The following is a 25,671-nucleotide window of genomic DNA, read 5'->3' on the forward strand; positions in this document are numbered from 1 at the left end:
TATTAAGTGTATATTTACTCTAGTAGTTTTAAAAGAAAATACTATTGATAAAACTCAATAACTACATGAATTATTCTATAGTCTTAATTTATTAGTAAAGATCACTTTAATATTACTAAAGTTACAGCCTGATAATGCGTTTAAGTCTAGTTTGCTATTTGTTATACAAATAAAATAGTGACAAATTATGTCCTTTGCCGCCCTACGCTCTTTAAGCACAAACAAAATACATGCTATAATCGCGGCCTTTCCAAGTTAACAGCAATCTGTATAAGCGAAATTATTCATGAGCGAAAATAGTCACATTAAAGTCATTGTTGGCATGTCCGGCGGTGTTGATTCTTCTGTATCTGCATATTTATTACAACAACAGGGCTACCAAGTAGAAGGCCTGTTTATGAAGAACTGGGAAGAAGACGACAATGATGAATACTGTGCCGCCGCTGATGACTTAAAAGATGCACAAGCCGTGTGCGACAAATTAGGCATTGAGCTTCACACAGTAAACTTTGCTGCTGAATACTGGGATAATGTATTTGAGTACTTTTTAGCAGAGTACAAAGCGGGTCGTACGCCAAACCCAGATATAATGTGTAATAAAGAAATTAAATTTAAAGCCTTTTTAGAATTTGCGGCTCAAGCACTCGGTGCTGACTTTATTGCAACCGGACACTACGTTCGCCGTGAACTTCGCGATGACAAATACGTAATGTGTCGCGGACTTGATAACAATAAAGATCAAAGCTACTTCTTATATACCCTAAGCCATGAACATATTGGCCAAACGTTATTCCCTGTAGGCGATATCGAAAAACCAGAAGTGCGCCGCATAGCAGAAGAACAAGACCTAATCACTCACGATAAAAAAGACAGCACCGGAATTTGCTTTATCGGTGAGCGTAAATTTAAAGACTTTTTACAAAAGTTCTTACCAGCGCAACCTGGCGTTATCGAAGACACTGACGGTAATAACGTAGGCGAGCACGAAGGCTTAATGTACCACACACTTGGACAACGCAAAGGCTTGTTAATTGGTGGTATGAAAGAAGGTTCTGGCGAACCATGGTACGTAGTTGATAAAGATTTAGAACGTAACGTACTTGTTGTTGGCCAAGGCAAAGATCACCCTCGCCTATACAGTAATGGTCTTAATGCAAACCAATTACATTGGGTAGACCGCGTTGGCCCTAAAAGTACCACTCGCTGCACAGTTAAAACACGTTACCGCCAAGAAGACTTAAGCTGTACCCTACTTGTAGGTGAAGACGGCATGGCTCGTGTATTATTTGATGAACCACAAAAAGCAGTTACGCCAGGTCAATCTGCTGTATTTTATGCAGAAGATGTGTGTTTAGGTGGCGGTATTATTGACTCGGTGATTAAGTAATGAATGAACACCAAGTCATGGCGCTTGCCGCCATGTGCCAGGTTGCTAAGCAAGTTCAAAAAATTGCCCAGTACGGCAGTAATAATGAGCACGACTTAGAAGTATTACTTTCAAGCATTATTCAAACATCACCGGCATCGCCAGAAGATGTTTACCAAGGTACTGACAACTTACGTGATGGCTATAAAACATTAATGGCGCAGCTAACTGCTGGCGCTCAAAAAGATGTTGAAATAGTAAAATACGTAGGTGGTTTGATGCAGCTTGAGCGAGCACTAAGTGCAAACGACAAAAACTTAAACGAATTAGGCAAACGAATTGATGATATTCATCGTCGTTTAGATCATTTTGCTATTACCGACGAGAGCGTTGTTGCCGGTTTAGCAGATATATACTCGTCGGTGCTGAGCCCCCTTGGGCACCGAATACAGGTTTATGGTAAACCCGAGTTATTAAAACAGCAGCTCACTCAAAACAAAATCCGTGCGTTATTATTAGCCGGCATTAGAAGTGCAGTATTATGGCGACAAATGGGCGGTAAACGCCGTCACTTTTTCTTTGCAAAAAGAAAAATACTCGCCATTGCTAAAACAAAAATTTAACTATCGTTCAAACTAAAATTTAGGAGTTATTATGGAGCTTTCAGCGTTAACGGCTATCTCTCCAGTGGATGGTCGCTACGGCAGCAAAACCACTGAACTACGCAGTATTTTCAGCGAATTTGGCTTAATTAAATACCGCGTAATTGTTGAAGTGCGTTGGTTGCAAGCGTTAGCTGCAGCAAGCGATATAAAAGAAGTACCTGCATTTAGCGAAGAAGCTAATGCACTTCTAAACGCCATTGTAGATAACTTCAGCGAAGCTGATGCACAGCGCGTTAAAGATATTGAACGCACTACAAACCACGATGTTAAAGCGGTTGAATACTTATTAAAAGAAAAAGTAGCCGATAACAGTGAGCTTCATGCAATCAATGAATTTATTCACTTCGCTTGTACTTCAGAAGATATTAACAATCTATCTCATGGTTTAATGCTTAGCGAAGCACGTAACAAGGTTTTGCTTCCTTATTGCGATGAGCTTTTAAGCGCAATTAAAGAAAAAGCGATTGAGTACAAAGCAATCCCAATGATGACTCGTACGCACGGGCAACCAGCTACACCATCAACGATGGGTAAAGAGTTTGCTAACGTATACATGCGTTTAAAGCGTCAACGAGACCAAATTGCTCAAGTAGAAATGCTAGGTAAAGTTAACGGTGCTGTTGGTAACTACAACGCTCACCTTAGTGCATACCCAGATTACGACTGGCATACTCACGCAGATAAATTTGTATCAAGCTTAGGTTTAACACTTAACCCATTTACTACACAAATTGAACCGCATGACTATATTGCAGAGTTGTTTGACGCAATTGCACGTTTTAATACTATTTTGCTCGATTTTGACCGTGACATGTGGGGTTACATCGCACTTAATCACTTTAAGCAAAAAACAATTGCGGGCGAAATTGGCTCATCTACAATGCCGCATAAAGTTAACCCAATTGATTTTGAAAACTCAGAAGGTAACTTAGGTTTAGCAAACGCTATTTTTGCTCATCTTGCACAAAAATTACCAGTTTCTCGCTGGCAGCGTGACCTTACCGATTCAACGGTATTACGTAACTTAGGTGTAGGTATGGGTTATGCGATCATTGCATACCAATCAACACTTAAAGGTGTAAGCAAGCTTGAAGTAAACGAGCAACGTTTAGCTGACGAGCTTGATCAAAACTGGGAATTGCTAGCCGAGCCGATTCAAACAGTTATGCGTAAATATGGTATTGAAAAGCCATACGAAAAACTTAAAGATTTAACACGCGGCAAACGTGTAAATCAAGAAATAATGGCTGACTTTATCGATGGTCTTGACCTTCCAGAGCACGCTAAAGTAGAAATGAAAAAACTAACACCTGCTAATTACATTGGTCGTGCTGTTGAGTTTATTGATGATTTAGTTTAAAAACTAAATTGCTCTTTTAAAAAGCGAAAGGATCATCCTTTCGCTTTTTTTGTTTTAACCCCATTGCACTAACTAGTAGGCATAATGTATGTATCAATTAAAAATAAATAATTTGTCTGAGCAAGAGTTTTTAAGCCATTTTTGGCAAAAAAAGCCGCTTTTAATCAAACAAGGTTTTGCTGATTTTCAAGACCCACTTGATGCTAATGAACTTGCCGGTCTCGCAATGGAAGAAAGCATAGAGTCACGTATTATCACCAATCATAAAAATGATTGGCAAACGCACCAAGGTCCATTTGAAGACTTTGAAAAGTTAACAGACGAAAATGCCACCTTATTAGTGCAAGCTGTTGATCATTGGCATCCTGAAGCTGCACAACTACTAGAGCCATTTAGGTTTATTCCAAACTGGCGCATAGATGATTTAATGATTAGCTATTCAACGCCTAATGGTGGTGTTGGCCCACATTTAGACCAATATGACGTATTTATTATTCAAGGCGAAGGTAAACGTCATTGGCGCGTAGGCCTGCCCGATCCAACACTTAAGCAGTTTGCTCAAAACAAAAAATTACTGCAAGTAGAAGCATTTGAAGCCGTAATCGATTGCATATTAGAGCCTGGCGATATTTTATATATTCCACCAGGGTGCCCTCACGAAGGTTACGCTGTAGAAAATGCACTAAATTATTCAGTTGGTTTTAGAGCGCCAAACCAACAAGATTTATTGTCGAGCTTTGCCGATCATATTATTGATACCGAAAGCGGACAAAAACGTTATACCGATCACAACATCACATTAAGAAAATCAAAGGGTGAACTTACAAACCTTGAAGTTGATAAAGTTAAAACATTGATGGCGGCACTTTTAGAAAATGACGATTTATTTAAACAATGGCTAGGCTCAACGCTTAGTCAGCCCAAACATGAAATGGATTTAGCGCCAGTAGAGCCTCCATTTACGTCAGAGCAAATAAGCGATGATTTAAGTAATGAAGAAGCAGTGTTTGAACGCTTAGGTGGCACACGCGCTATTTATCAGCAACTCGATACAGAAGTTTTACTAAGTGTAAATGGCGAAAATTACGCTATGCCGCTAACCGACTTAGCGGCGGTTAAACTACTTACCGATAATACTGAGTTTGAAAGTTCAGCATTAAATTTAACAAAGCCAAGTTTAGTTTTTACTCAAACTTTTACTACACTTGTTAATGAGGGGATCTGGTTTAATATAGACCACGAGTAATAATACCAATTATATTAATAATGATGAGCATTTTACAGCGTAAGATATTATGTATACAGGTCAGTTAAAATTTTTAATTTTCATCTAATATTGGCTTAAATAATTTTGCTGTGATTGCTTACTCATTCTAATTTGGTATCAATAGGAGTTTGCAATGGGCTATCTGGTTGATAAGGTTGAATGGGATATAAAAAAAGATATGCTACAAAAAATTCGAGAGCGGGTTTTTGTTTACGAGTTACATATCCCCAAGCATATCGAATTTGATAGCCTAGATAAAATTGCATTACATGTACTTGTTACAGACGATGCAAACTGCCCAATAGCAACAGGTAGATTATGTAAAGATGGCTTAATCGGCAGAATAGCTGTATTACCTGAGCACCGTAATCGCAAAGTATATAAATCGCTTCTCAACTTTATTGTAGAATTAGCGTCAAACCAAGGTATTGAAGAAGTAAGCATTAATTGTATTTTAAATGAAGTAGAGCGTTTTAAGCGCAATGGCTTTATTCAGCAAGGGAATGTATTTATGGAGGCGGGAATTCCTAGGCAACGTATGCAATGCCCTGTTTCGGCGTTTAATACTACTCCCTTCACACTTGTCCATTAGATAAAGAAAAGGGCGATAAATAAGCTATCACCCTCTCTTTTTTACTTAACCCAAACCGTCGTTACTTTGCCTCATTTGCCCACAGCGGCTCATTATCATACATTTCGTACAAGCCATGTGCTCTATTGATAAGTAAGTTAGCAAAGTCTACCTGTGTTTTATCACGCGCGCCTGTACTCATAATCTGATCCGCTTTTAATTGCCACTGCAAAGAAAAGTAACGCATTGCATCACGAGCATCTGTAGCTGCACTTACTTCAGCATGATCTGTAGGTAACCGCCCTGTTACTACCCAATATGTTTTACCGTTCTGTGCTTTAAATTTCCACATTGCACAAAGTGGTGCTAAAAATCGACTGTCTTTATCAACTACTGATTTTGGCATAATGCCCTTTTCGGCTAAATGCTTTTGCGCTGTTTGAAAACATTCGCGTTGCCACTGCATTCTTTGCTCATCAGTTATAACTTGTTCTTTTGCTGTTAACGGCTTTTTTTCTTGTTGCTGCATTTTTATTAACCTTTTACTTCTTTTTTAACACTCTAAGGGCTTAGTAAATAAGGTGCAAGTATAAAACGGTCATTTGCACCTTAAAGCGCTCTGTTTGCTGTGTTTTTAGCCAAACTATTATTTTATATTGTGATCAAACGAACCCACATCACCCGGAAATACTACTGGCGACTCAACACCGTCTTTACTGACAGAGGCTACACCAAAGTAATAATTATCAATCACTACGTTTTTAAGTGTGTACTGTGAAACCTTACCAACGTATTTACTAAACTGCCATTGCGGCTCGCTCGTGTAACGCCAATAAATTTTATAGCCAGCAATATTTTCATCACTGCTTTGTTGCCATGAAAACGACGTATCAGCTGTAACAGCTCCCTTTATTTTAACTTCTTTTGGTGGTGCGGGCGCCCACGCCATAGATGCCATCGTTACCGCATTAAGTGAAGTTAACTTAGCTGTATAATCAAAATCAACGCCTTCAATAGTATCGCCATACTCAACGCCATTTTCAGTGCGTAAATCTTGATGCTGACGATCGTAGTGCTCGTTAGTTTCCATAATACGCACTGCTGCAAAACCTGCATCATTAAATGGACGATGATGCCCACCACGGCCAAATCTATCTAATCGATATACAAGCATTGTATCTAGGTTAGGAATGTATCTGTCAGCAATAGTATCTATGTAGCGCGCTAAATTTCGACTCGCCGAATCAACTTCACCACCCGTAAAGCGGCGAGTATTAGCTTGCTCTTTTGTTTCTACAACACGGGTACCTTCTGAAAATATACGCGCAGTTGTATTATCAGTTACCCCATTAATACCGGTAATATTGCCAATCATATCGTTGTTTAAAACGCCATGAACTTGCCAGTCATGCTTTTGCGCATAAGCCGTTAATATTTTTCCACCAAACAAACCCTGCTCTTCGCCCGAAAGCGCCGCGTAAACTACCGAACCATTAAATTTGTATTTACTTAAAACACGAGCAGCTTCAATCACTCCCGCTACACCTGATGCGTTATCATTTGCCCCAGGTGAATCACTCGTAAAGTCCATAACATCACTTACACGAGAATCTATATCACCCGACATAATCACCATGCGATTAGGTTCGCTTGACCCTCGTTGAATAGCCACAATGTTAACCACTTCAACAGGATTAGGAATGCGTTTTTCGCCCGATATAGTGTCCTTTACTTCAATGATTTCCAAACAACCTCCACACTGCGCGGATATTTTTTCAAATTCATTTTTTATCCAGCGCCTAGCCGCACCAATGCCTCGAGTATCCGATTTAGTTTCTGAAAGCGTATGGCGAGTACCGAAATCCACCAGCGTTTGAATGTCACTACCAATACGTTCGGCTGATACTTGAGCTGCTATATCATGTAATTTTTGCTGTTCTGTGTATTGAAGTTGTGTTTTCCCATGTGCTGATAATGCAAGTGTGCAGGCGCCTGCAATTGCAGTAAATTTAAGTAACGTTGTTGTGATTTTCAAAGGTGTTTTAAGCATCTATTAGCTCCTAATTATTATAGTGTAACCATTACTTAACTAAGATTTTATGGCAATACATTTGAGGTAGATGCAGAAAGGAGCACGCTAAAGCGCATTTACAAGAGGTTACTAGGAAAGTAAAAAGCCCACTACCTTTAGTAGGTACTGGGCCAAAATTTATTATGCATACTTTTAATGAGTGGTTTTAATATCAAATTCTTTCAAAAAGGCCTCATGTCCTCCTAAGCTTGCAAGCACACCAGCAGAAAACATAAATATTAATACAAATGCTAAACAGCTCAAAAACTCCGAACTATTTTCAGGCTTAATATAGTAGTTAAGTAAAAAACCACTCAATACACCTATAAAAGCTATTTTGCTAAATAAAAAGTAACTTGGGATCTCAAATGCCCAAACTGAGGTATTGTTTACAAACTGCCTATATCCATACGTCATAAAAGCCAACATACCAACAATACTAATTGCAAAAGTAGACACTGTGGTTAATACGCTCATATTTTTATAAATAAGCACATACCCTAATCGTAAAGAATAGATAAATACCGCAAACCACGCTAAAACAGCAGGCCCTAGAATCAATCCCATTTCCAATCCTTGAATAACGTCTAAGTAATTAATTGCTAATACAATATTATATTTAGAGGTTAAACTACAAACCTTGTTACACAATAATCTATAAAAAAATGCGATTTTCGTGGCACACTGTAATTGTGTATACATTAATAGTTTAAGTTATGCGTCAACTAAAAGAAGATACAATTAAAAGTAACCTTATTGAGTCGCAGCAAAGCGCGTACGGCCCCGTATGCGTGTATCAAAATAAAGAATATCGGTGGTTAACGCTTGCACAAAAAACCAATGAAGACATAACAATTCAAGGCGTTATGAACCTTACGCACCCAGAGCAAGTAATAGTACCTGTAAACCAATGTATGATGTTATTTTTACTTAAACCGGTAGATACACTAAATATATTAAATTTAGGTTTAGGCACTGCAGGGTTTGAGCGAATTATGTATCACTTGCAAAGTAGTACGCCTTACATAAACACCATCAATACATTTAACACGGTAGAAATAAACCCAAACATTGCCTTAATTGCTGCACAGCACTTTAAGTTACCAATTAAGCACAGCAGCTATTTACAATGCGCCGAACAATATATCACCCAATGCCCTGATCACTTTAACGTAATCACTATCGATATTTTTAGTGGTGAATATCATCAGCCTTTTTTAACCAGCGATAGCTTTTGGCAAAATATAAATCGCTGCAGTGAGCAAAATACGCAAGTAATCATTAATTTAAACCCACAAACTGGCCAAGAGCTGCAAATGCTTTTAGTACTTTTAAGGCAACATTTTAAGTGCTTAGCGATAATAGAGTTTAACGAATACAAAAATATAGTGATCATACTAAGCCAGCAAACATTAATGCATATAAACGTTGATGAAATACAAAACTCACCGGTGTTTATAAACTTTGCGCCAGACCTTTATAAAAGTATTAACAGCATTTACCACATTGAATGAAACGCTTTACCGCCCAGGTTCATGTTTTTCATAGCACGGTAAGCTTGTTTCTAACTTCTCCCAGTTAGCTTTAGACGTAACAAAATTATGCGATAAAACCTGCTCAGTAATATCGCTATCAAATATTCCTAAACGAATTCGTATTCTGCTTTTGTCATCACTGTTGCTACTGTAAACAGGCGAGCCACAACATCTACAAAAATAACGTGTGCGCCCTGCTTTAAAACTATATTCACTGAGTCGTTCTTGACCTTTTGTTATTGTAAAGTCACTTGTATTTACAAAGCCATTGGTTGCAAATGCAGTCCCGCTGTTTTTTCTGCACAGTGAACAATGACAATGAATAATAGTAGGGCGTGTTGTTCTTTGGTGGTTGAATTTGCAGCAGTGTGTTTGGTATTTAGGCAAGGCAGAGCCTATGATATGTGGTTGTTCCCCATACATAGGCGATAACGCAGCATAGATGCCAAACATGCGCTGCCCTTTGGGTTCTTTCTAGGGACGATTGACTCTTTTTTGCTCGGTTTTTACTTAGCCCACTAGGTTACAAACCTTGCGCCGCGATTAAATCGCCCCTAGATTGAACAAATTTCAATCCATAAAGATCAACACGCCCTAGTTATACTGCCCGACACTTCAACGTTTACTTCACCACACAAACACGAACCCGAATACATATAACATCCTAACTATTAAATTATTTTTAAACTCAGTTAAAATTTGCTGAGTTGATTTTATAAATACAATAACAACATTATATTTCTCAAGCTCTATTAAACCATAACTTTTGTTTTAGTGATTGACATAAAAACATTAAATTGGTTACATAACCTTTACTTTAAAGTTATAACCAAAACAATAATTGGTTAACCAAAAACATCTAAACTTACTGAGACCCAATTATGCATTTTAAACACATGTCACTTTTATGTTTGTTAAGCGCGTTAGCGTCGTGTTCAACCATTCAAAAAAATACATCGAGCGATTGGCTACTTATTGATAATTTTGAAAACTCTCTTAGCGACTGGCAAAGTGTCGATACCCAAAATGAAACTAAGCCACAGGTCAAAAACCCTCAAATCACGGTTATACAACCAGAACAAACAAACTCATCAATAAATCATTATTTACTAAAAAAGCCTGCACGCGATGGCATTGTTGGAAATCGTAAAGCGCTTTCTTATACAAAACTTCCACAAGCGGTTGAAGTTGGCGCCACCTACACATTTTATATGCGTATAAACGTGGCTGCGTTTCCTAATAACCATGCTTTTGGATTGAGTAACCTTTCTCCAGCGCTAATAAATAAACATGCGTACGATGCGTTTGAGCCAACACTTCGCGTAACCGATAAAACAGAATCAAACGGGTTTGTAAACGATGGCGCTTTAATGGTTAAAACCGACAGCGGATATAGCAACATTCAAAACTACACTACAAAACAGTCAGCTAAACCTCTGCAAACAAATACTTGGTACGACGTATGGTACGTTGTTAATAACGCAGCAGCCTCAGAGCAAGGTCAGCAATATGATGTTTACGTAAAAGGTGGTGAGTTTAACAGTCAAACGCTGGTATATAAAAATGCACAATTTAGAATGAAGCGCGAACAACCTCTTATATACTTTTTAGCAAACTGTAATACAGGCCCAATTAAAAAGCCTTACGGAAATGGTGGTCTCAGATATGACGATTTATACATGAGCGAAGGAATAAACCTAAGTAACCCAACGCAATAAATAAGAATAATACTCATAATTAGTGCCCTACAAACCTGCATTTAAAAATACTTAAATGGTATGATACTCGTCATTATTTGCCATTTAAGTTTTTAAAATGTATCGATTATTTGAAAAAATGACAAAAGCATTTCCTGAGGACCAACCCACTCAGCCGCCTTCTACTTTATTTGCTTTTTGTCGCCACTACACCAAAGGAATGGAACTGTCGTTGCTGCTTATGTCAATCAGTGCCGCCATGCTCGCTATTTTAGAGGTTTCTTTATTTAGCTACATGGGCCAACTTGTTGATTGGTTAACCGCCTACACGCCCGAAACTTTGTTTATAGAGCAAAAGTCTGAACTTATTAAAATGGCTGTCATGCTGTTATTAGTATTGCCCATTGTTGTCTTTTTTCATTCTGCTATTTTGCACCAAGCATTGCTTGGCAATTATCCTATGTCAATTCGTTGGTTAGCACATCGTTATTTACTGCGCCAAAGTGTTAGCTTTTATCAAAATGAATTTGCAGGAAGAATAGCCACTAAAGTACTGCAAACTTCTTTAGCCGTTCGCGAAACAGTGACCAAACTACTCGATGTATTAATGTATATCGTGGTTTATTTTGGCTCAATGGTATTTTTAGTTGCCGAAGCTGATTGGCGCTTAATGATCCCTTTATTAGTTTGGTTGGTTTTATACATTTGCGTGCAACTTTACTTTGTACCGCGCCTTAAAAAAATTGCCAGCTCACAAGCCGATGCGCGCTCAGAAATGACTGGTCGTATTGTTGATAGTTACACTAACATTTCAACTATTAAATTGTTTTCGTATACCCAGCGTGAAGAGCAATACGCAAAACAAAGCATGGATGTATTTTTACAGCCTGTGTACAAGCAAATGCGCTTAGTAACCAGTTTAAACTTTGTTATTCAAAGCTTAAATTACCTATTAGTATTTTCGGTTGCCGCTGTATCACTTTATTTATGGTCGCTTAGCGTAATTAGCGCCGGAGCTATTGCTGTTGCTGTTAGCTTAGCGCTTAGATTAAACGGTATGGCGCAGTGGATCATGTGGGAAATAAGCAGCTTGTTCGAAAACATTGGCACCGTAGCCGATGGTATGAAAACACTGTCGAACCCTATCGAAGTTGCCGATAAACCAAATGCTGATACGCTTAACGTAAGCCAAGGTGCTATTGAGTTTAACAACGTACACTTTAACTACGGCAAAGCTGCAAAAGAGACTAATCGCAGCCCTGTAATGAACGGTTTAAACTTAAATATTAAACCTGGCGAAAAAATTGGTTTAGTCGGTCGCTCTGGCGCGGGTAAATCAACACTTGTTAACTTATTACTGCGCTTTTACGATACCGACTCTGGAACAATAAAAATTGATGGGCAAAACATCACAGACGTTAGCCAAGAAAGCCTACGCCGCTACATAGCAATGGTAACGCAAGATACCTCCTTGCTTCATCGCTCAGTAAAAGACAATATTTTGTACGGTCGCCCCGATGCAACCCACGATGAGATGATCAACGCGACCAAACAAGCTAAGGCGCTTGAGTTTATAAACGACTTGGTCGACAGCAAAGGCAATAAAGGCTTTGATGCACAAGTGGGCGAACGCGGGGTTACACTTTCAGGCGGTCAACGCCAACGTATTGCTATTGCACGTGTACTACTTAAAAATGCCCCCATACTTATACTCGACGAAGCCACCAGCGCACTCGACTCAGAAGTAGAAGCCGCAATTCAGGCAAGTCTTGATGATTTAATGACAGGTAAAACAGTTATTGCCATAGCGCACAGGCTATCAACCATTGCACAAATGGATAGATTAATTGTACTTGATGACGGCGGCGTAGTTGAGCAAGGCACTCATGAACAATTAATCGCTAAGGGTGGAATATACGCAGCCCTATGGACACACCAAACAGGCGGGTTTATAGGCGTCGATTAGCCATTAATATTACATTACGGTAGAGGTAGTTTTATTCTGCTTCTACTTTAAACAAAAAAGCGAAGATGCCTTAAAGGCTCTTCGCTTTTTTTATCGTTATAAATAAATTTTATAACTTTTTTATAAATTAAGAGATTAGCCTTAACCCTATCATTATCAGCATAACCACATTAGCAAGTACGCCGATTAAAAAAAAGTAACTACGTGGGCTTGGGTTTTTCTCCGTTGCTATAGCGTAGTACAGCGCCATGTGAATTAAACGCGCAATTAAATACACCCAAATACACATTGCAAAAATCGGGCTTTGATAATTAATTACAAACGCAAATAACACCGTACCTATAAATAATGCACTGTTTTCAAGCGTATTATGAAACGTACGATGTGCTCTAAATATAAAGCTGTCGTGCGATAAATCCTCGTCAATTTTACCTGGTACAGCATTTGGTTCTTTAGCTTTGCTAAACGTAGCCACAGCCCACTGTACAAGCAACATAATTAAATAGAGGTAAAATGCCAAATAGGCCGAAAGTGCAACTTCAGTCATTATTAAATCCCTTGTTTTGTTTTTAACTTAGTATTGATTGCAATTTTAAAGCCTAAGTTAATACACTGATATTAAAAGGGTTAATCTAATAAGCCTAATTACATATGTAAGTAACACACAGCATTGTATAAAATTTACTTGTTATAATTTTAAAAAATAACATCAAAACTAAACTGTATACTGCTGGATTTACTCCGATCTATAAAGTTTAAACTCTTCAAGCGAAGCATCCCATAACGCTACCTGATTACGCCCCAAGGACTTAGCCTCATAAAGAGCTAAATCAGCCTGTTCAATCAACTCAGAAGGTGTTCTGGCTTTAAATTTAATAGACGTAACCCCAAAGCTACACGTAACAGGAATATCATCAAATGTCGCTTTTTCAACTTTAATACGAATAGCCTCAGCTATACGTATTGCTTGCTCTTGAGTTGTGTTGGGCAAAATAATACAAAATTCTTCGCCACCAAAACGGGCCACGCTATCACTTTTACGTATATTAGCTTGTAAAAGTTCGGCTACGCCACAAAGTACTGTGTCGCCAATGCTATGCCCATAGGTGTCGTTAACGCTTTTAAAATGATCAATATCGACCATTAAAATACAGTACTCTCCAATCTGAGGTAAATCCAAAAAGTCGCGATTCATAACCTCAAATAAAATACGACGGTTATAACAATTGGTTAAAGGGTCTCTTGCTGCCAAATAGTCTAACTCTTCATTACGTTTTTTAGAGGCAATAAAACTTCTATAAACCAGTAATACAATAGCTAAACAAGCGGCTAATAAAAATGCTAGCGCAATACTGGCGTATTTATTCTTTGAAAGCTCTAGCTCTGATATAACTCTAGCTTGGGCGGCGATTTCAATTTGATTATTTTTCTTTTCAAGCTCAAGCTGATGGCGTTTTTCTTTTTCTCTTAACGTCTCAAGCTCTATTTCCATTTTGTACGAATGCAAATGTGCTTTTTCAAGCGCCAACTTATCTTCACTTCTTTCATTTTGAATAATATCGGTTAGGGCTATTTCTTCTTCTGCATAACGAAGTGACTCTTCTATACGACCACGCAATTTTTCTGCTATTCGAATTTCACGATAGGCATATAGCATATGTAATTTATCATCTATTTCGGTTGATAAAGCGAGTGACCTTTTCAGTAAAGAAATCGCCTCATTTGTATCAATACCAATTAAAATGCCCGCAAGCGCAGTAAGCGATTTTACCTCATAAAGTTTACCACCTGTTTCTCTGGCAAACGACAATGACTCTTTGTAATACTCTATAGCCTTGTTGTTATTTCCTTCGGCACGATAAATATTACCAATAATACGTGCTGTTGTAGAAATGTACGATGTAAGGTTTTTGTTTTTATAAGTGATATAAGCTTTTTTAGCATATTGCATCGCTGATACTAAATCGCCAGATTCGAGGTTAATAACAGCCATTTCTCTTAAAGCTGAAGCGAGCGTTTTTTCCTCGACCATACCTTTTGGCAAATCGATAGTTATTTGATAGAAAAATTCGGCCTGATCAAACTGCCTTAATCGTGTATACACCAGTCCCATTTGATTTGATGTTTTAGCAATCCCAAGCATGTTATTTACTTTCTTATAATATAAATATGCCTCATTTATATGTTCAAGTGATTTTTCATAAAGATTAATATGACGATAAATAATACCCGCCCCTAGTAATGCTTTAGCAAAGCCAACAGGATCATCAATGTCTTTATATATTTCTAATGCGCGAGTGGAGTAATCAAGGGCTAAAACTAAGTTATCTAAATAACGGTGTGCTTCTGCTAGTGTATTTAAAGTACGCGCCATTAGCTTTAAATCACCTAAACTTGTGTATATTTCTAAAGTTTTTGTATAAAAGTGAGCCGTTTGCTCTCTATTTTTGAGGCGTTTATATGACTGAGCTAATTTTTTATACGTTTCACCTAACTGTCTTTGTATTAATTCGTCTTCGTCAACAAGGTATTTTAAAGCAGATGTGTATTGCGCGTTCGCGTTATCGTACTTTTTTTGTTCATAAAACGAATCCCCCTTAGTAAGGAGCACTTGCGCTATAAAAAAGTCATCGCCATACACAAGGGTTGTTGGTAATAAAGTTTCAATGCGGGTAGTAAGTTCGTCATAACGTTTTTCTTCTAATAATATATTTATATAATTAATAGACGCCTTTATTTGGTTTCGTGAATCATTTAATTTGCTGTAGTAAACAGAGGATTGTAAAAAGTGCTCGAGCGATGCATTAATATTGTTATTTTTTTTATTCGCCCTACCTAGCAAGTTATGTAGCTTTGCGCTGAGTAACATGTCATCAGCACTTTGCGCTTGTGACAACAACGACTTACTTAGTTCAATACTTGTTATAACGTCAGTATCTATAAGTAATTCAGCTCTTTTAAGCAGCCCTGCATTAGATTCATTAGTTAAACTGTATGAGGTGGTTTCTTGTGCGTAAGCGCTGTTTAAGCTAACAAACAAAGCAAAAAGCAAAGCTTTCACTAAAAATGTAAAATTATAAATTCGCTTTACAATGAAACTATGTATTTGCGAAGGTAAATCCATATTTCGCTTATGATTCAAGTAGGTATAAAATTCCATATTTACCATTTTAGTAATTTATTATTAATACAATTCAAAAGGCTGATGATAAAATATACAAACCGGCGCAATACATCAAGTATTGCTGCTATATGAATACTTTTAATTTATAACTTTAGCATAATTATGCATAGAGCAAGCCTAGCTTCTTAGTTTTAGTGTAACTAACACAATACCATGATCGGTACTTAAATCATCACGCTCAAATTCGGGGTTAATTAAGTGACGATCATAAGTATTATACTCAATCACCTCAAAAAAACTGCCAAGGTAGCTGGCATCAAACTCACAAGATAATAAAATATAATCAAGCACGGAGCTGCTCGCGCCATAATAATGTGTTGGTGCTCTTAAGGGCATAAGCTTAGTTGCATTAACATTTTTTGCTTCGTTTTCATCAGCTAAATCAAAAATGCTATTGCTTTCACTATCGCTTATTTCATCGCTAGTCATTGCCTCACCATTAGACAGTTCATCTTCGCTTAGCTGCGACTTAACAAACAAATCCCATGAATCATTTAAACAATATTTAGCGAGGTAGGTTTTAGCATCAAATGCAGGCGCAAAGCGTAGCGTACTTGTCAGTAAATGGCTTAATACGCCATCCGCTAGTTCATTATTAAAGTCCCCCATTAATAGCATGGGTTGTTGCGTAGCTTCGCGACGGGCAATCATTTGTATCATTAGTAATGTAGCTTCACTGCCACGCTGAATAGTTGAGCCCCACCCACCCGCTACATTCGCTTTTAAAATTTCAATTATGTTTTGCTCGGGTGTAAGCTCTTTATTATGCTCATCGACATTAATCATTGGGCGCTTAGATTTAAAATGCACCACGTAACAATCAGTATTGCCTATATGCGGCAGCGTTATAGTTGCTCTTAGTACTTTACGACTAAAAGTAAACTCACTATTAAGGCCAAGCGCATTTGCAAGCTCACTATCGTGCTCAACCGCTGCTACTTCAACTATGGGGTATTTAGAGGCGATTGCCACTACAGGGCGTTTATAAATAAAGTCATCAATCACCTCTGGCGTATCAACTACAGCAAAGTAATTATAACCTTGCTCGCCTACTAGCTCTTTTAATGAGTCAATGCTAAACACTTCCTGAAAACCAATCACATCAGGGGCATGTTCTGTTAAGTAATCAACAATCCAACGCTGCTTTTTAGCCCACTGCTGCACAGTATAAATTTTCTCAAACTCATAGTATGCATTGGGCGGCTCAAGATAGTTAAACAGGTTAAATGTGGCTATTTTTAGTTGGGTGTTAATAATTCCAGATTCATCACTTTTTAAATCTGTATCTAACTGTTTAAGATCTTGATTGCTGATGGGGTTCGCCTAAGTAAAGTTGAAAGTGTTGCTGGCTTATAAACTATCATTTTATTACATGTTTACGTAATAAATCAGCCAGCTTAATTGTAATTTTATACACTCTTTTACTTTATACCAATCCGCAATAATACTTAATCATTTTGCGGGGCTAAACGTGTCGCTACCTGTGTTAAAAAATTCTAATTTACGACTGCATGGATGCAGAAGGTAGAGCAATGCAGGAGCAATTGCCGAGAACAACTAAATAGCGAATTTTTTGCCTAGCTATCAACACGTTTTTCCAGCCTCAAAATAGATCACTTAATTAAGCGAATTGGTATTAGTCTTTATTATATCCCTCAATAAATAGCATTAACGTGCTTAACCATATAAAATTCGCGGCAATTAAATATGAGCGAAGCGACATTGTAATGAGTAGAAAGATTGAACTATTAGCCCCAGGCGGTGATGTTAACGCGGTAAAAGCCGCCATTGTAGCCGGTGCTAATGCGGTTTATTGTGGGTTAGATACCTTTAATGCACGTAACCGAGCGTCTAATCTTTCGTTTGATGAGCTTAACGGCGCACTTCGCCTAGCCCATGAATACGGCTGTGAAATATTTTTAACGCTAAATGTAGTTATATTAGAGCACGAAATGGGCGCGCTATTTAAGCTACTTAACCAACTCGTAAATACCACGCTCGATGGCATTATTGTGCAAGATTTAGGGTTGTTCAATATAGTTAAAAAGCACTTTCCTACTTTGCATATTCACGCATCAACTCAGTTAACCACCCATAACGAATCACAGGTTGAGTTTTTAGCGCGCATTGGCGCTACACGTGTAAATTTATCGCGCGAGCTTAACTTAACTGAAATTAAAATATTGACCGACGTAGCGCACAAATGCGATGTATTAACCGAGGTGTTTGTACATGGTGCATTGTGTATTGCGTTTTCGGGGCAATGTTATTCAAGCTCAGTAAGTGTGGGTAACTCAGGTAACCGTGGTCGTTGCTCACAAGCATGTCGTGATGAATACGAGCCAACCGCCATGGGTAACAAACATCCGTTAAACTTAAAAGATAATTCAGCCTATTTTGATTTACCGGAGTTGGTAGCCGCTGGTGTTGACTCGTTAAAAGTAGAAGGCCGCATTAAAGGTGCTAACTACGTACATACCGTTATTGATAGCTGGCGCAAACAAATAGATACCTTTGTACAAACAGGTAATTTAATTGAAGATGATTCAAGCTTATACAAAGTATTTAACCGTAATTTTACTAATAAGTTTTTGCAAGGTGACATGACAAAAAACATGTTTACCGACAACCCGCGCGACCATAGCTTTGATCACGCTAACGAAAAGAGTAACGCGATTTCGGTTGTGCAAATTTACGATGCACAACAAGAACTCGCCGCAGAAAAAAATGACATTGATACGTTAGTTAAAAAGAAGATTGAGTTTTTAGATATTTCAAAACGAGAACTACGCTTTGAGTTTAGCGGCCAATTAAACCAGCCATTTACAGTAACACTGACAATAAACGATAAACACGACAACACCCTAGCAGAGCAAAGCGCCCTTCAACCTCTACGCTTTGAAGTTCAATCGCAAATGCCTATGCAAACCGCCGATAAATCGGTTGTTGATATTGCAGCTATTGATAAACGCTTTAAAACCTTTAGCAATGCCAATTTTGAAATTAAAAATATGGATTACTCAAACTTAGGCAACAACTTAAGCATTCCCTTTAAAGAGCTTGCCCGTATTAAGAAGCAAGTCGCGTTTTTATTAAACGAAGGAAAAGACGTACTCGCCCCTGTTGAACTGCCAAAACTAGTAAACCACCCTAAAGCCGATAACAAAACAACACTCTCTATTTTAATATCGGACATAAAAGATGTTCATCTATGTGATTTAACAGGTGGCGATGTTTACTTTAAATTACCAGAGAGCTTTAGAACCGATAACGATAAATACATTAATGTATTTTTAGAGCACCCACAGTTAATTCCGTGGTTTCCGGCGGTGTTAATTGGTAAAGATTTTGAAGAAGCGGTACGTTTACTCGAGGTTGTAAAACCTAAGCTTATTATTAGTAACAACACAGGCGTTGCATTTAAAGCAGTACAAATGGGTATTGACTGGATTGCAGGCCCGTTGTTAAACACCACAAACTCTTATGCGTTACTAACACTACAAGAAGATTTAAACGCAAAAGGCGCGTTTATTTCAAACGAAATAAACAAACCACAAATGCGTAATATTAAACGCCCTAACAATTTTAAAATGATGTACAGCATTTATCATCCAATACTAATGATGACTAGCCGACAATGTTTTTTCCAGCAAACAGTAGGATGTAAAAAACCACGCATTGACGCAAGCTGTATGCTGAGCTGTAAAAAAGAAACCACCGTTACCAATGTTAAAGGTATTAGTTTTGCTATTGATAAACAAAAAGGCGGCTACCCAAGTATTTACAACCATGAGCAATTTTTAAACATGAATATTGTGAGTGACTTTGCCGACAAATTTGACGAGTTTATGATTGATTTAACCGACATTGGTTCAGGCGATAAAGAAAAGCTGGATAAAGCTGTGTTACTTGCGCATTTTCAAGATTTAATTAACGGGAAAACACAAGCGGTTGAACACTTAAATAGCTTGGTTAAAGTACAAACCCGCCAGCAGTATGTTGAAGGCCTAAACAGCTAAGGTAACTAACATGACATTGCCATTATTATATTCATTACAACACTGCCCATACGCAATGCGTGCACGAATGGGTATTTTAATGGCAGAGCAACACGTGTTACTACGCGCTATAAAAACTAAAAATAAACCGCCGCATCTTTTACAAATATCACCAAAAGGCACGGTGCCAGTTTTATTATTACCTAATGGCCAAGTAATAGATGAAAGCCTTGATATTATGCTATGGGCATTAGAGCAAAATGACCCGCATAATTTACTGCATACTCAAAACCCATTAGCACTTGAGCGCATGCTTGAATTAATTAAGTTAAACGACACACAATTTAAACCAGTGCTCGAAAAGTACAAGTTTTACGCTCGCACAAAAGACATGGCACAAATTTACTACCAAAAAGCCTGCGAAGAGTTTATTAAGCAATTCGAAGCAAAACTAACCACGCATAAATACTTAATGGGCAATGAAAAAAGTCTAGCCGATTATGCCCTGCTGCCATTTATTAGACAGTTTGCCCGTGTAGATAAACACTGGTACTTACAAAGTGAATACACGCATGTACGCGCATGGTTAAACGAGTTTTTACACGCCCCTATGTTCACCAAAGTCATGGCCAAATTTGATTTGTATATGGACTGCGGCGAAGAGTTTTTGTACGGCGTTAAAAAGCCTTAACTTAGCCTTTGTTTTATAAGGAATTACATTACTATAACTAGCTGTAAATCTTAGCATTGAATTATTCTCATCATCGGATTTAAGCCCTATATTTACGCTATACTGCCTCCCCATTATTAACAAACGCTATGCATTATGAACTACTCAAACTTTGGCACTAAATTTACACAACCCAACGGCATTACCCAATTAATGGAAGACTTAGGCGGGGCTAAAAACAGTAACAATCCTAATATTGTTATGCTGGGTGGCGGTAACCCCGCATTAGTACCACAAGTAAATGAGGTTTTTTTAAGTGAATTACAAAAACTTGTTGCCAGCAATAAAGTATCGCAAGTATTTGGGCTTTACGATGGCCCAACCGGTAACGACGAGTTTAGAGCAGCATTAGCTGGCCAGCTAAGTAAAGAGTACGCATGGGATATTAGTGCCGATAACGTAGCACTCGGTAATGGCAGTCAAGCTAACTTTTTTGTGCTGTTTAATATGTTGGCAGGCGAAATGCCGGATGGCAGCCATAAAAAGATTTTATTCCCCCTCGCGCCAGAGTATATAGGTTATGCCGATCAAGGTTTATCGGCTGATATGTTTGTTGCCATAAAGCCTGATATCGAAATTTTGAATACAGGCAGCACATCAAAACAGTTTAAATACGTCATTGATTTTAAAGCAGTTGAAAAAACACTAGCAAACGACCGCAGTATAAGCGCGCTGTGCGTATCACGCCCTACTAACCCAACAGGTAATGTAATTACTGACGATGAAGTAAAACACCTTGATTTGCTTGCTAAGCAATATGGTATTCCACTCATTATTGATAACGCATATGGCGATCCGTTCCCAGGTTGTATTTACACCGATGCAAACCTAACGTGGAACTCAAATATTATTTTATGTATGTCACTTTCAAAACTGGGCCTACCGGGTTTACGCAGCGGTATTGTGGTTGCCAATAATGAGATTATTAAAGCAATTGGCCGCGTAAACGGCAGCATGGTTTTATCGCCAAACAGTATTGGCCCAAGCTTAGTGACACGCTTAATTAACGACGACGAACTACTGCCACTGTGCCGTAATGTTGTACTGCCTTTTTATCGTAATAAAGCACACATAGCAATTGAGTTGTTTGACGAAGTATTTGCCGAACTGCCTGTTTATTTGCACAAAGTTGAAGGTGCATTTTTTATGTGGCTGTGGTTTAAAGATGCAAAAATAACAAGCGAGGTGTTGTATCAACAACTTAAAGAGCAAGACGTGTATGTGATCCCAGGTCATAACTTTTTTATCGGCATTGACGATGATTGGGCGCACAAGCACGAGTGTATCCGTATTAACTATGCTACCGATGCAAGTACACTAAAAAAAGGCTTAGAAGCAATCAAAGCACTAATAAAGTAAATGCATTGATATTGTTATTAATAGCAATATCGGCATTCGTCATTTAACTTGCGTCGCTTATACATTCTCTTGTAATTTACTGCATAAAATATTGTGCTTTTTTATGCGGTAAACATTAACTAAATTTTGAGACTTCGCGTGTAACCTCTACTCGCACCACTTATTCGTTTAAAGTTTATGCAAACGCATTGTATCCCCTTTAAATTTATATACAAGTTGGTATCCTACGCGACCTTTTTTAATAGCAATTCGCTTAATTGAGTGATCTATTCTGAGGTGAGAAAATCGTGTCGATAACCAGGCAAAAATTTCGTTATTTAGTTGTTCTCGGCAATTGCTCCTGCATTGCTCTACCTCCTGCATCCATGCAGTCGTATATCAGAAATTTTTAACGCAGTTAGCGTCAGATTTAATCCCTCAAATTGATTAAGTATTATTGCGGAATGGTATAACATATACTGGTAAAAAAGAACCAGCCAAGAGGCGACATCGCTGCAGGGCACTTACTCTAAGTGGCAGCAATAACACAACAGGCATCGCGTATAAATATCGGTTTTAAGCGTTAGATGTAACTTTAAATAGCAACATGCAATAGCACTATTAAGGTCAATTATGCGATTAGGACCAGGACTACTCGTCACCGCTGCCTTCATTGGACCAGGGACCATTACTACCGCCAGCGTGGCAGGTGCAAACTTTGGTTTTGCACTTATATGGACGTTACTGTTTTCAGTAATTGCCACTATATTATTACAATCCATGGCGGCGCGCCTTGGCGTTACTACCGGGCAAGATTTAGCACAAGCTCTTAGAGCTAATATTCAAACGCCTTTATTTAAATCTTTAGCTATATTTTTAGTTATTAGCGCCATTGGCGTAGGCAGTGCAGCTTATGAAGCGGGTAACTTAAGTGGCGCTAGCATGGGGTTAATTGAAATATTCCCTCAAATTAACTCCCAACTATGGACACCACTTATTGCTTTGTTAAGTGCTGCTTTACTGTATAGCGGCAAACATAAAGTGGTTGAAAACGCGCTAATTTTACTCGTTATTTTAATGAGTTTAGTGTTTATCTCAACACTTGTAATGGCTGCCCCTTCGCTCGCTGATGTATTTGCTGGTTTTATCCCTAGTATGCCTGAAGGTTCTATTACAACTATATTGGCATTAGTCGGTACGACCATTGTGCCGTACAACTTATTTTTACACTCCGGCGTACTCGCTGCCAGACACGACAGTAGCAGCGATATGCAAAAAATGATTAAAGAAACAAATGTTGATACAGGCCTATCAATCACTTTAGGCGGTGTCATCACGTTAGCTATTTTATCTACTGCTTCCGTTGCATTTTATGGTACCGATGCGGGGCAAATTAGTGCGGCTAACATGGCCGTGCAACTAGAGCCATTACTTGGCGACGCCGCTCATTACTTTTTTGCTATTGGCTTGTTTGCAGCAGGTTTAACAAGCGCTATTACAGCGCCACTTGCCGGTGCTTACGCCGTATGTGGCATGTTAGGTTGGTCAAACGATATGGGTAACTTACGCTTTAAAGGCGTTGCTATTATTATTTTATTGTTTGGTACTGCGGTGGCCTCATTAGGTTTAGACCCAGTAGCGGTGATTATATTCGCACAAGCGGCTAACGGGTTATTACTCCCTATTGTTAGCACCTACCTTGTATGGCTGGTTAATCAAAAAGGGGTTATGGGAAACTACACAAATTCTTTGCTGTTAAACCTGGTAACCCTACCCGTTTTAATCCTAATTTTTGGGTTAAGTAGCTACAAACTGATTAGTTTAATTTTTTAATTAATTTCTAAAGGCCATATTTAAAGCCCGCTGTTTATAATAAACAGCGGGCTTTATTTATTAATCACTATATAACGTATAAACCGTACTTATATTCACACATCTAACACGCTTTTTGGTTTTTAGTTACTTTAAATAATTGCGAAAATGTAAAACCACCTACCGCGCCTGCAAGCAGTTGAGCATAAAAACCCCAGCCTCTTGCGCCCGCTATAATATGAATATTCATAATTGATTCAATGGCAATTAACACAATAGCAAATGCCACAATGCCAGCAATAACAAATAACTGAGTAGTGTATTTTTGAACCTTTTTATTAAGCTTTGCGGTAACAAAAAAAGCGATGGCAAGTGCTAGGGCAATAATAGCGCCGTAGGTAGGTAATAGGCCTAACCAATCATCAAGCGTTAAACTAGCCCGATCACTCAAGAGCACCACTACACCTACATTAACTAATTGATTGACAACGTATTGGCTATGAAACAAGCTAGCTAGTGTGAATGTAAGTAACCAAGAAACTAAAAATGAAGGCAATACACGTGTTAAAAACGACATGGTTATCTCAACTTAAAATAAAGCTTTTTTCTTATACTGGCCATGCTAGCAAAGGCTTGCCCGGTAAACAATGTATCTCTTTTTTTACTCTGCTTTCGCTTTGTGCGTTTTCTGTTAATGCAAGCGCTGCGCTACCAAAGGAGCAATACAGTACACAAACACTGGCTACGCAATTACAGTCTCCGTGGAGCATGGTTGAACTACCAAACGGCACATGGTTAATTACAGAGCGTGATGGTCATGTAGTTATAGTTAAGAACAACGTGCAATCAAGAGTAAAATTAAACCTTGAGGGCTTATACGTTGCGGGCCAAGGTGGTTTACTCGACATTGTTTTATCACCAGATTATAACGACTCAAAAGAAGTTATTTTTACTTATGCCCAAGGTGATGCAAGCGCAAACAGGCTGGTTGTTGCCAAAGCCACGTTTAATGGCACTGACTTTTCAAAGCCCAACGTTATTTATAAAGTAGCGACTGATAAAAACACACCGCAACATTACGCAGGACGCGCCCTTGTCTTACCCGACAATACATTATTAGTTTCAACGGGCGATGGGTATGACTTTAGAGAGCAAGCACAAGTTATCACCAGCCAACTTGGTAAAATATTACGTATAAACCTAGATGGCACCATTCCAACAGATAACCCATTTATTTATCATAAAAACCTAAATGCACATGCTGTCTACTCACTTGGTCATCGTAACCCTCAAGGCTTAGTTTATGATTACGATACGCAGCAAATTGTTAGCCACGAGCACGGCCCTGCAGGCGGTGACGAGCTAAACTACTTAACCGCTAGCACTAATTACGGCTGGCCGGTAATCACCTATGGCAAAGATTACTCGCAAGCGCGTATTTCACCCTTTACCGAATATAAAGGCATGCAAAAACCAAGTGTTAATTGGACTCCATCAATAGCGCCATCAGGCATGGCGTATTACGGCTCTAAACATGCAGCTTTTCCTTCGTTACAGCAACATGTGCTTATCACTACCCTTGTTGATAAAAAGCTCTACAGCGTTAATCTGCTAAGTGGTGAATTTACACAGTCTCACGTATTTCCTAATGCCGCAGGCAGGTTAAGAGATGTGTTTATAACTGATAAGGGTAACGTCGCGGTATTAATGGATGGAAAAAATGCAGAGCTGATGTTAGTGAAGCCAAATTAGTTCACAAAGAGAGTTAAGGCGCTTCGCTTTTAGAGGATAATAGCGGCTTTAGGGAACCGCTTTAATCACTCACAATCAGACAATGGCTCACTAATTGTGAGTGTATGAGTACCAAAATTTAATATAGCTTGGTATTTTCTAAAAAATGGAGAGCCTAATAATCCATATATTGTATTGCCACCACCAGCAGCCTGTACATGGTCTCGGTTTAGTGATAAAAACTGTGTACTTTCATACAACTGGCATGCCAATTCAAATTTTAAAACGTCTAGTGAAAGCTAGGAAGTCCAACGAAAGCTGGTAGTGATCATAAATTCAATGGTGCGAGATAGTGTCATGCGGGATCCTAAAATCGTTTG

At 38.5% G+C, this 25,671-nt stretch carries 21 protein-coding genes; 13 read left to right on the forward strand and 8 right to left on the reverse strand.

Annotated features, from left to right (window positions below; translation table 11 throughout):
- Positions 1-286: 286 nt before the first annotated feature.
- The 5 genes from mnmA to H5116_RS03235 all read left to right on the forward strand — a co-directional run bounded on the left by mnmA (position 287) and on the right by H5116_RS03235 (position 5,250).
- Positions 287-1,387 carry a tRNA 2-thiouridine(34) synthase MnmA gene (gene mnmA / locus H5116_RS03215; protein WP_182715547.1) on the forward strand — a complete coding sequence of 367 codons (1,101 nt, stop codon included), beginning with the start codon at positions 287-289 and terminating at the stop codon, positions 1,385-1,387.
- On the forward strand, positions 1,387-1,989 hold the full coding sequence (gene hflD / locus H5116_RS03220; RefSeq protein ID WP_182715548.1) for a high frequency lysogenization protein HflD: 603 nt from the start codon (positions 1,387-1,389) through the stop codon (positions 1,987-1,989). Before mnmA ends, hflD begins: the two co-directional genes overlap by 1 nt.
- A 31-nt stretch (positions 1,990-2,020) precedes the next feature.
- Positions 2,021-3,391, forward strand: coding sequence for an adenylosuccinate lyase (purB, locus tag H5116_RS03225; RefSeq protein WP_149602566.1), 1,371 nt, complete (start codon positions 2,021-2,023; stop codon positions 3,389-3,391).
- A gap of 88 nt (positions 3,392-3,479) precedes the next feature.
- Positions 3,480-4,637: a cupin domain-containing protein gene (locus H5116_RS03230; RefSeq protein WP_182715549.1), complete on the forward strand. Its 1,158-nt coding sequence runs from the start codon at positions 3,480-3,482 to the stop codon at positions 4,635-4,637.
- Positions 4,638-4,791: 154 nt separating this feature from the next.
- Positions 4,792-5,250 carry a GNAT family N-acetyltransferase gene (locus tag H5116_RS03235; protein ID WP_024594684.1) on the forward strand — a complete coding sequence of 153 codons (459 nt, stop codon included), beginning with the start codon at positions 4,792-4,794 and terminating at the stop codon, positions 5,248-5,250.
- A gap of 61 nt (positions 5,251-5,311) precedes the next feature.
- On the opposite strand, the gene H5116_RS03240 is transcribed toward H5116_RS03235, so the two are convergent.
- From H5116_RS03240 to H5116_RS03250, 3 genes are all read right to left on the reverse strand, one after another.
- Positions 5,312-5,758 carry a DUF4826 family protein gene (locus H5116_RS03240; protein WP_024594685.1) on the reverse strand — a complete coding sequence of 149 codons (447 nt, stop codon included), beginning with the start codon at positions 5,756-5,758 and terminating at the stop codon, positions 5,312-5,314.
- Between the two features lie 117 nt (positions 5,759-5,875).
- A complete protein-coding gene (locus tag H5116_RS03245) occupies positions 5,876-7,279 on the reverse strand; it encodes a M28 family peptidase (RefSeq protein ID WP_002962717.1) in 1,404 nt (467 codons plus the stop codon).
- A 174-nt stretch (positions 7,280-7,453) separates the two neighbouring features.
- Positions 7,454-7,867 (reverse strand): hypothetical protein, encoded by a 414-nt coding sequence (locus H5116_RS03250; protein WP_002962719.1) that lies wholly within the window; start codon positions 7,865-7,867, stop codon positions 7,454-7,456.
- A gap of 149 nt (positions 7,868-8,016) precedes the next feature.
- On the opposite strand from H5116_RS03250, the gene H5116_RS03255 reads away from it, so the two are divergent.
- Complete coding sequence (locus H5116_RS03255) at positions 8,017-8,814, forward strand: hypothetical protein (RefSeq protein ID WP_182696478.1); 798 nt, start codon at positions 8,017-8,019, stop codon at positions 8,812-8,814.
- A gap of 6 nt (positions 8,815-8,820) precedes the next feature.
- Here H5116_RS03255 and H5116_RS03260 read toward each other — a convergent pair whose 3' ends face one another.
- Positions 8,821-9,288: a GFA family protein gene (locus H5116_RS03260; RefSeq protein ID WP_259398769.1), complete on the reverse strand. Its 468-nt coding sequence runs from the start codon at positions 9,286-9,288 to the stop codon at positions 8,821-8,823.
- A 428-nt stretch (positions 9,289-9,716) separates the two neighbouring features.
- On the opposite strand from H5116_RS03260, the gene H5116_RS03265 reads away from it, so the two are divergent.
- Positions 9,717-10,553 (forward strand): hypothetical protein, encoded by an 837-nt coding sequence (locus H5116_RS03265; protein ID WP_024594956.1) that lies wholly within the window; start codon positions 9,717-9,719, stop codon positions 10,551-10,553.
- Positions 10,554-10,650: 97 nt separating this feature from the next.
- Positions 10,651-12,498, forward strand: coding sequence for an ABC transporter ATP-binding protein (locus H5116_RS03270; protein WP_154903025.1), 1,848 nt, complete (start codon positions 10,651-10,653; stop codon positions 12,496-12,498).
- A 127-nt stretch (positions 12,499-12,625) separates the two neighbouring features.
- Here the strand turns inward: H5116_RS03270 and H5116_RS03275 are convergent, their stop codons facing one another.
- From H5116_RS03275 to H5116_RS03285, 3 genes are all read right to left on the reverse strand, one after another.
- Positions 12,626-13,045 (reverse strand): MAPEG family protein, encoded by a 420-nt coding sequence (locus H5116_RS03275; protein ID WP_002963227.1) that lies wholly within the window; start codon positions 13,043-13,045, stop codon positions 12,626-12,628.
- Positions 13,046-13,234: 189 nt separating this feature from the next.
- The gene (locus tag H5116_RS03280) at positions 13,235-15,622 is read right to left on the reverse strand and encodes a diguanylate cyclase (protein WP_182715550.1); all 2,388 of its coding nucleotides are present in this window, start codon (positions 15,620-15,622) and stop codon (positions 13,235-13,237) included.
- A 177-nt stretch (positions 15,623-15,799) separates the two neighbouring features.
- Positions 15,800-16,903: an endonuclease/exonuclease/phosphatase family protein gene (locus H5116_RS03285; RefSeq protein WP_182715560.1), complete on the reverse strand. Its 1,104-nt coding sequence runs from the start codon at positions 16,901-16,903 to the stop codon at positions 15,800-15,802.
- Between the two features lie 506 nt (positions 16,904-17,409).
- Here H5116_RS03285 and H5116_RS03290 point away from each other — a divergent pair.
- From H5116_RS03290 to H5116_RS03305, 4 genes are all read left to right on the forward strand, one after another.
- Positions 17,410-19,701 carry a peptidase U32 family protein gene (locus H5116_RS03290; protein ID WP_182715551.1) on the forward strand — a complete coding sequence of 764 codons (2,292 nt, stop codon included), beginning with the start codon at positions 17,410-17,412 and terminating at the stop codon, positions 19,699-19,701.
- Between the two features lie 10 nt (positions 19,702-19,711).
- Positions 19,712-20,371 carry a glutathione S-transferase gene (locus H5116_RS03295; protein WP_182715552.1) on the forward strand — a complete coding sequence of 220 codons (660 nt, stop codon included), beginning with the start codon at positions 19,712-19,714 and terminating at the stop codon, positions 20,369-20,371.
- Positions 20,372-20,506: 135 nt separating this feature from the next.
- Complete coding sequence (locus H5116_RS03300; RefSeq protein WP_182715553.1) at positions 20,507-21,769, forward strand: valine--pyruvate transaminase; 1,263 nt, start codon at positions 20,507-20,509, stop codon at positions 21,767-21,769.
- A 612-nt stretch (positions 21,770-22,381) separates the two neighbouring features.
- Positions 22,382-23,581 carry an Nramp family divalent metal transporter gene (locus H5116_RS03305; protein ID WP_182715554.1) on the forward strand — a complete coding sequence of 400 codons (1,200 nt, stop codon included), beginning with the start codon at positions 22,382-22,384 and terminating at the stop codon, positions 23,579-23,581.
- A 103-nt stretch (positions 23,582-23,684) separates the two neighbouring features.
- Here H5116_RS03305 and H5116_RS03310 read toward each other — a convergent pair whose 3' ends face one another.
- Complete coding sequence (locus tag H5116_RS03310; protein WP_182715555.1) at positions 23,685-24,137, reverse strand: hypothetical protein; 453 nt, start codon at positions 24,135-24,137, stop codon at positions 23,685-23,687.
- Here H5116_RS03310 and H5116_RS03315 point away from each other — a divergent pair.
- Entirely contained in the window at positions 24,122-25,312 is a 1,191-nt protein-coding gene (locus H5116_RS03315; protein WP_182715556.1) for a PQQ-dependent sugar dehydrogenase, read from the forward strand. The two genes, H5116_RS03310 and H5116_RS03315, sit on opposite strands and share 16 nt — an antisense overlap.
- Positions 25,313-25,671 lie beyond the last annotated feature (359 nt).

Source organism: Pseudoalteromonas sp. SG45-2, from assembly GCF_014164115.1.
GTDB classification, from domain to species: Bacteria; Pseudomonadota; Gammaproteobacteria; order Enterobacterales; family Alteromonadaceae; genus Pseudoalteromonas; species Pseudoalteromonas distincta.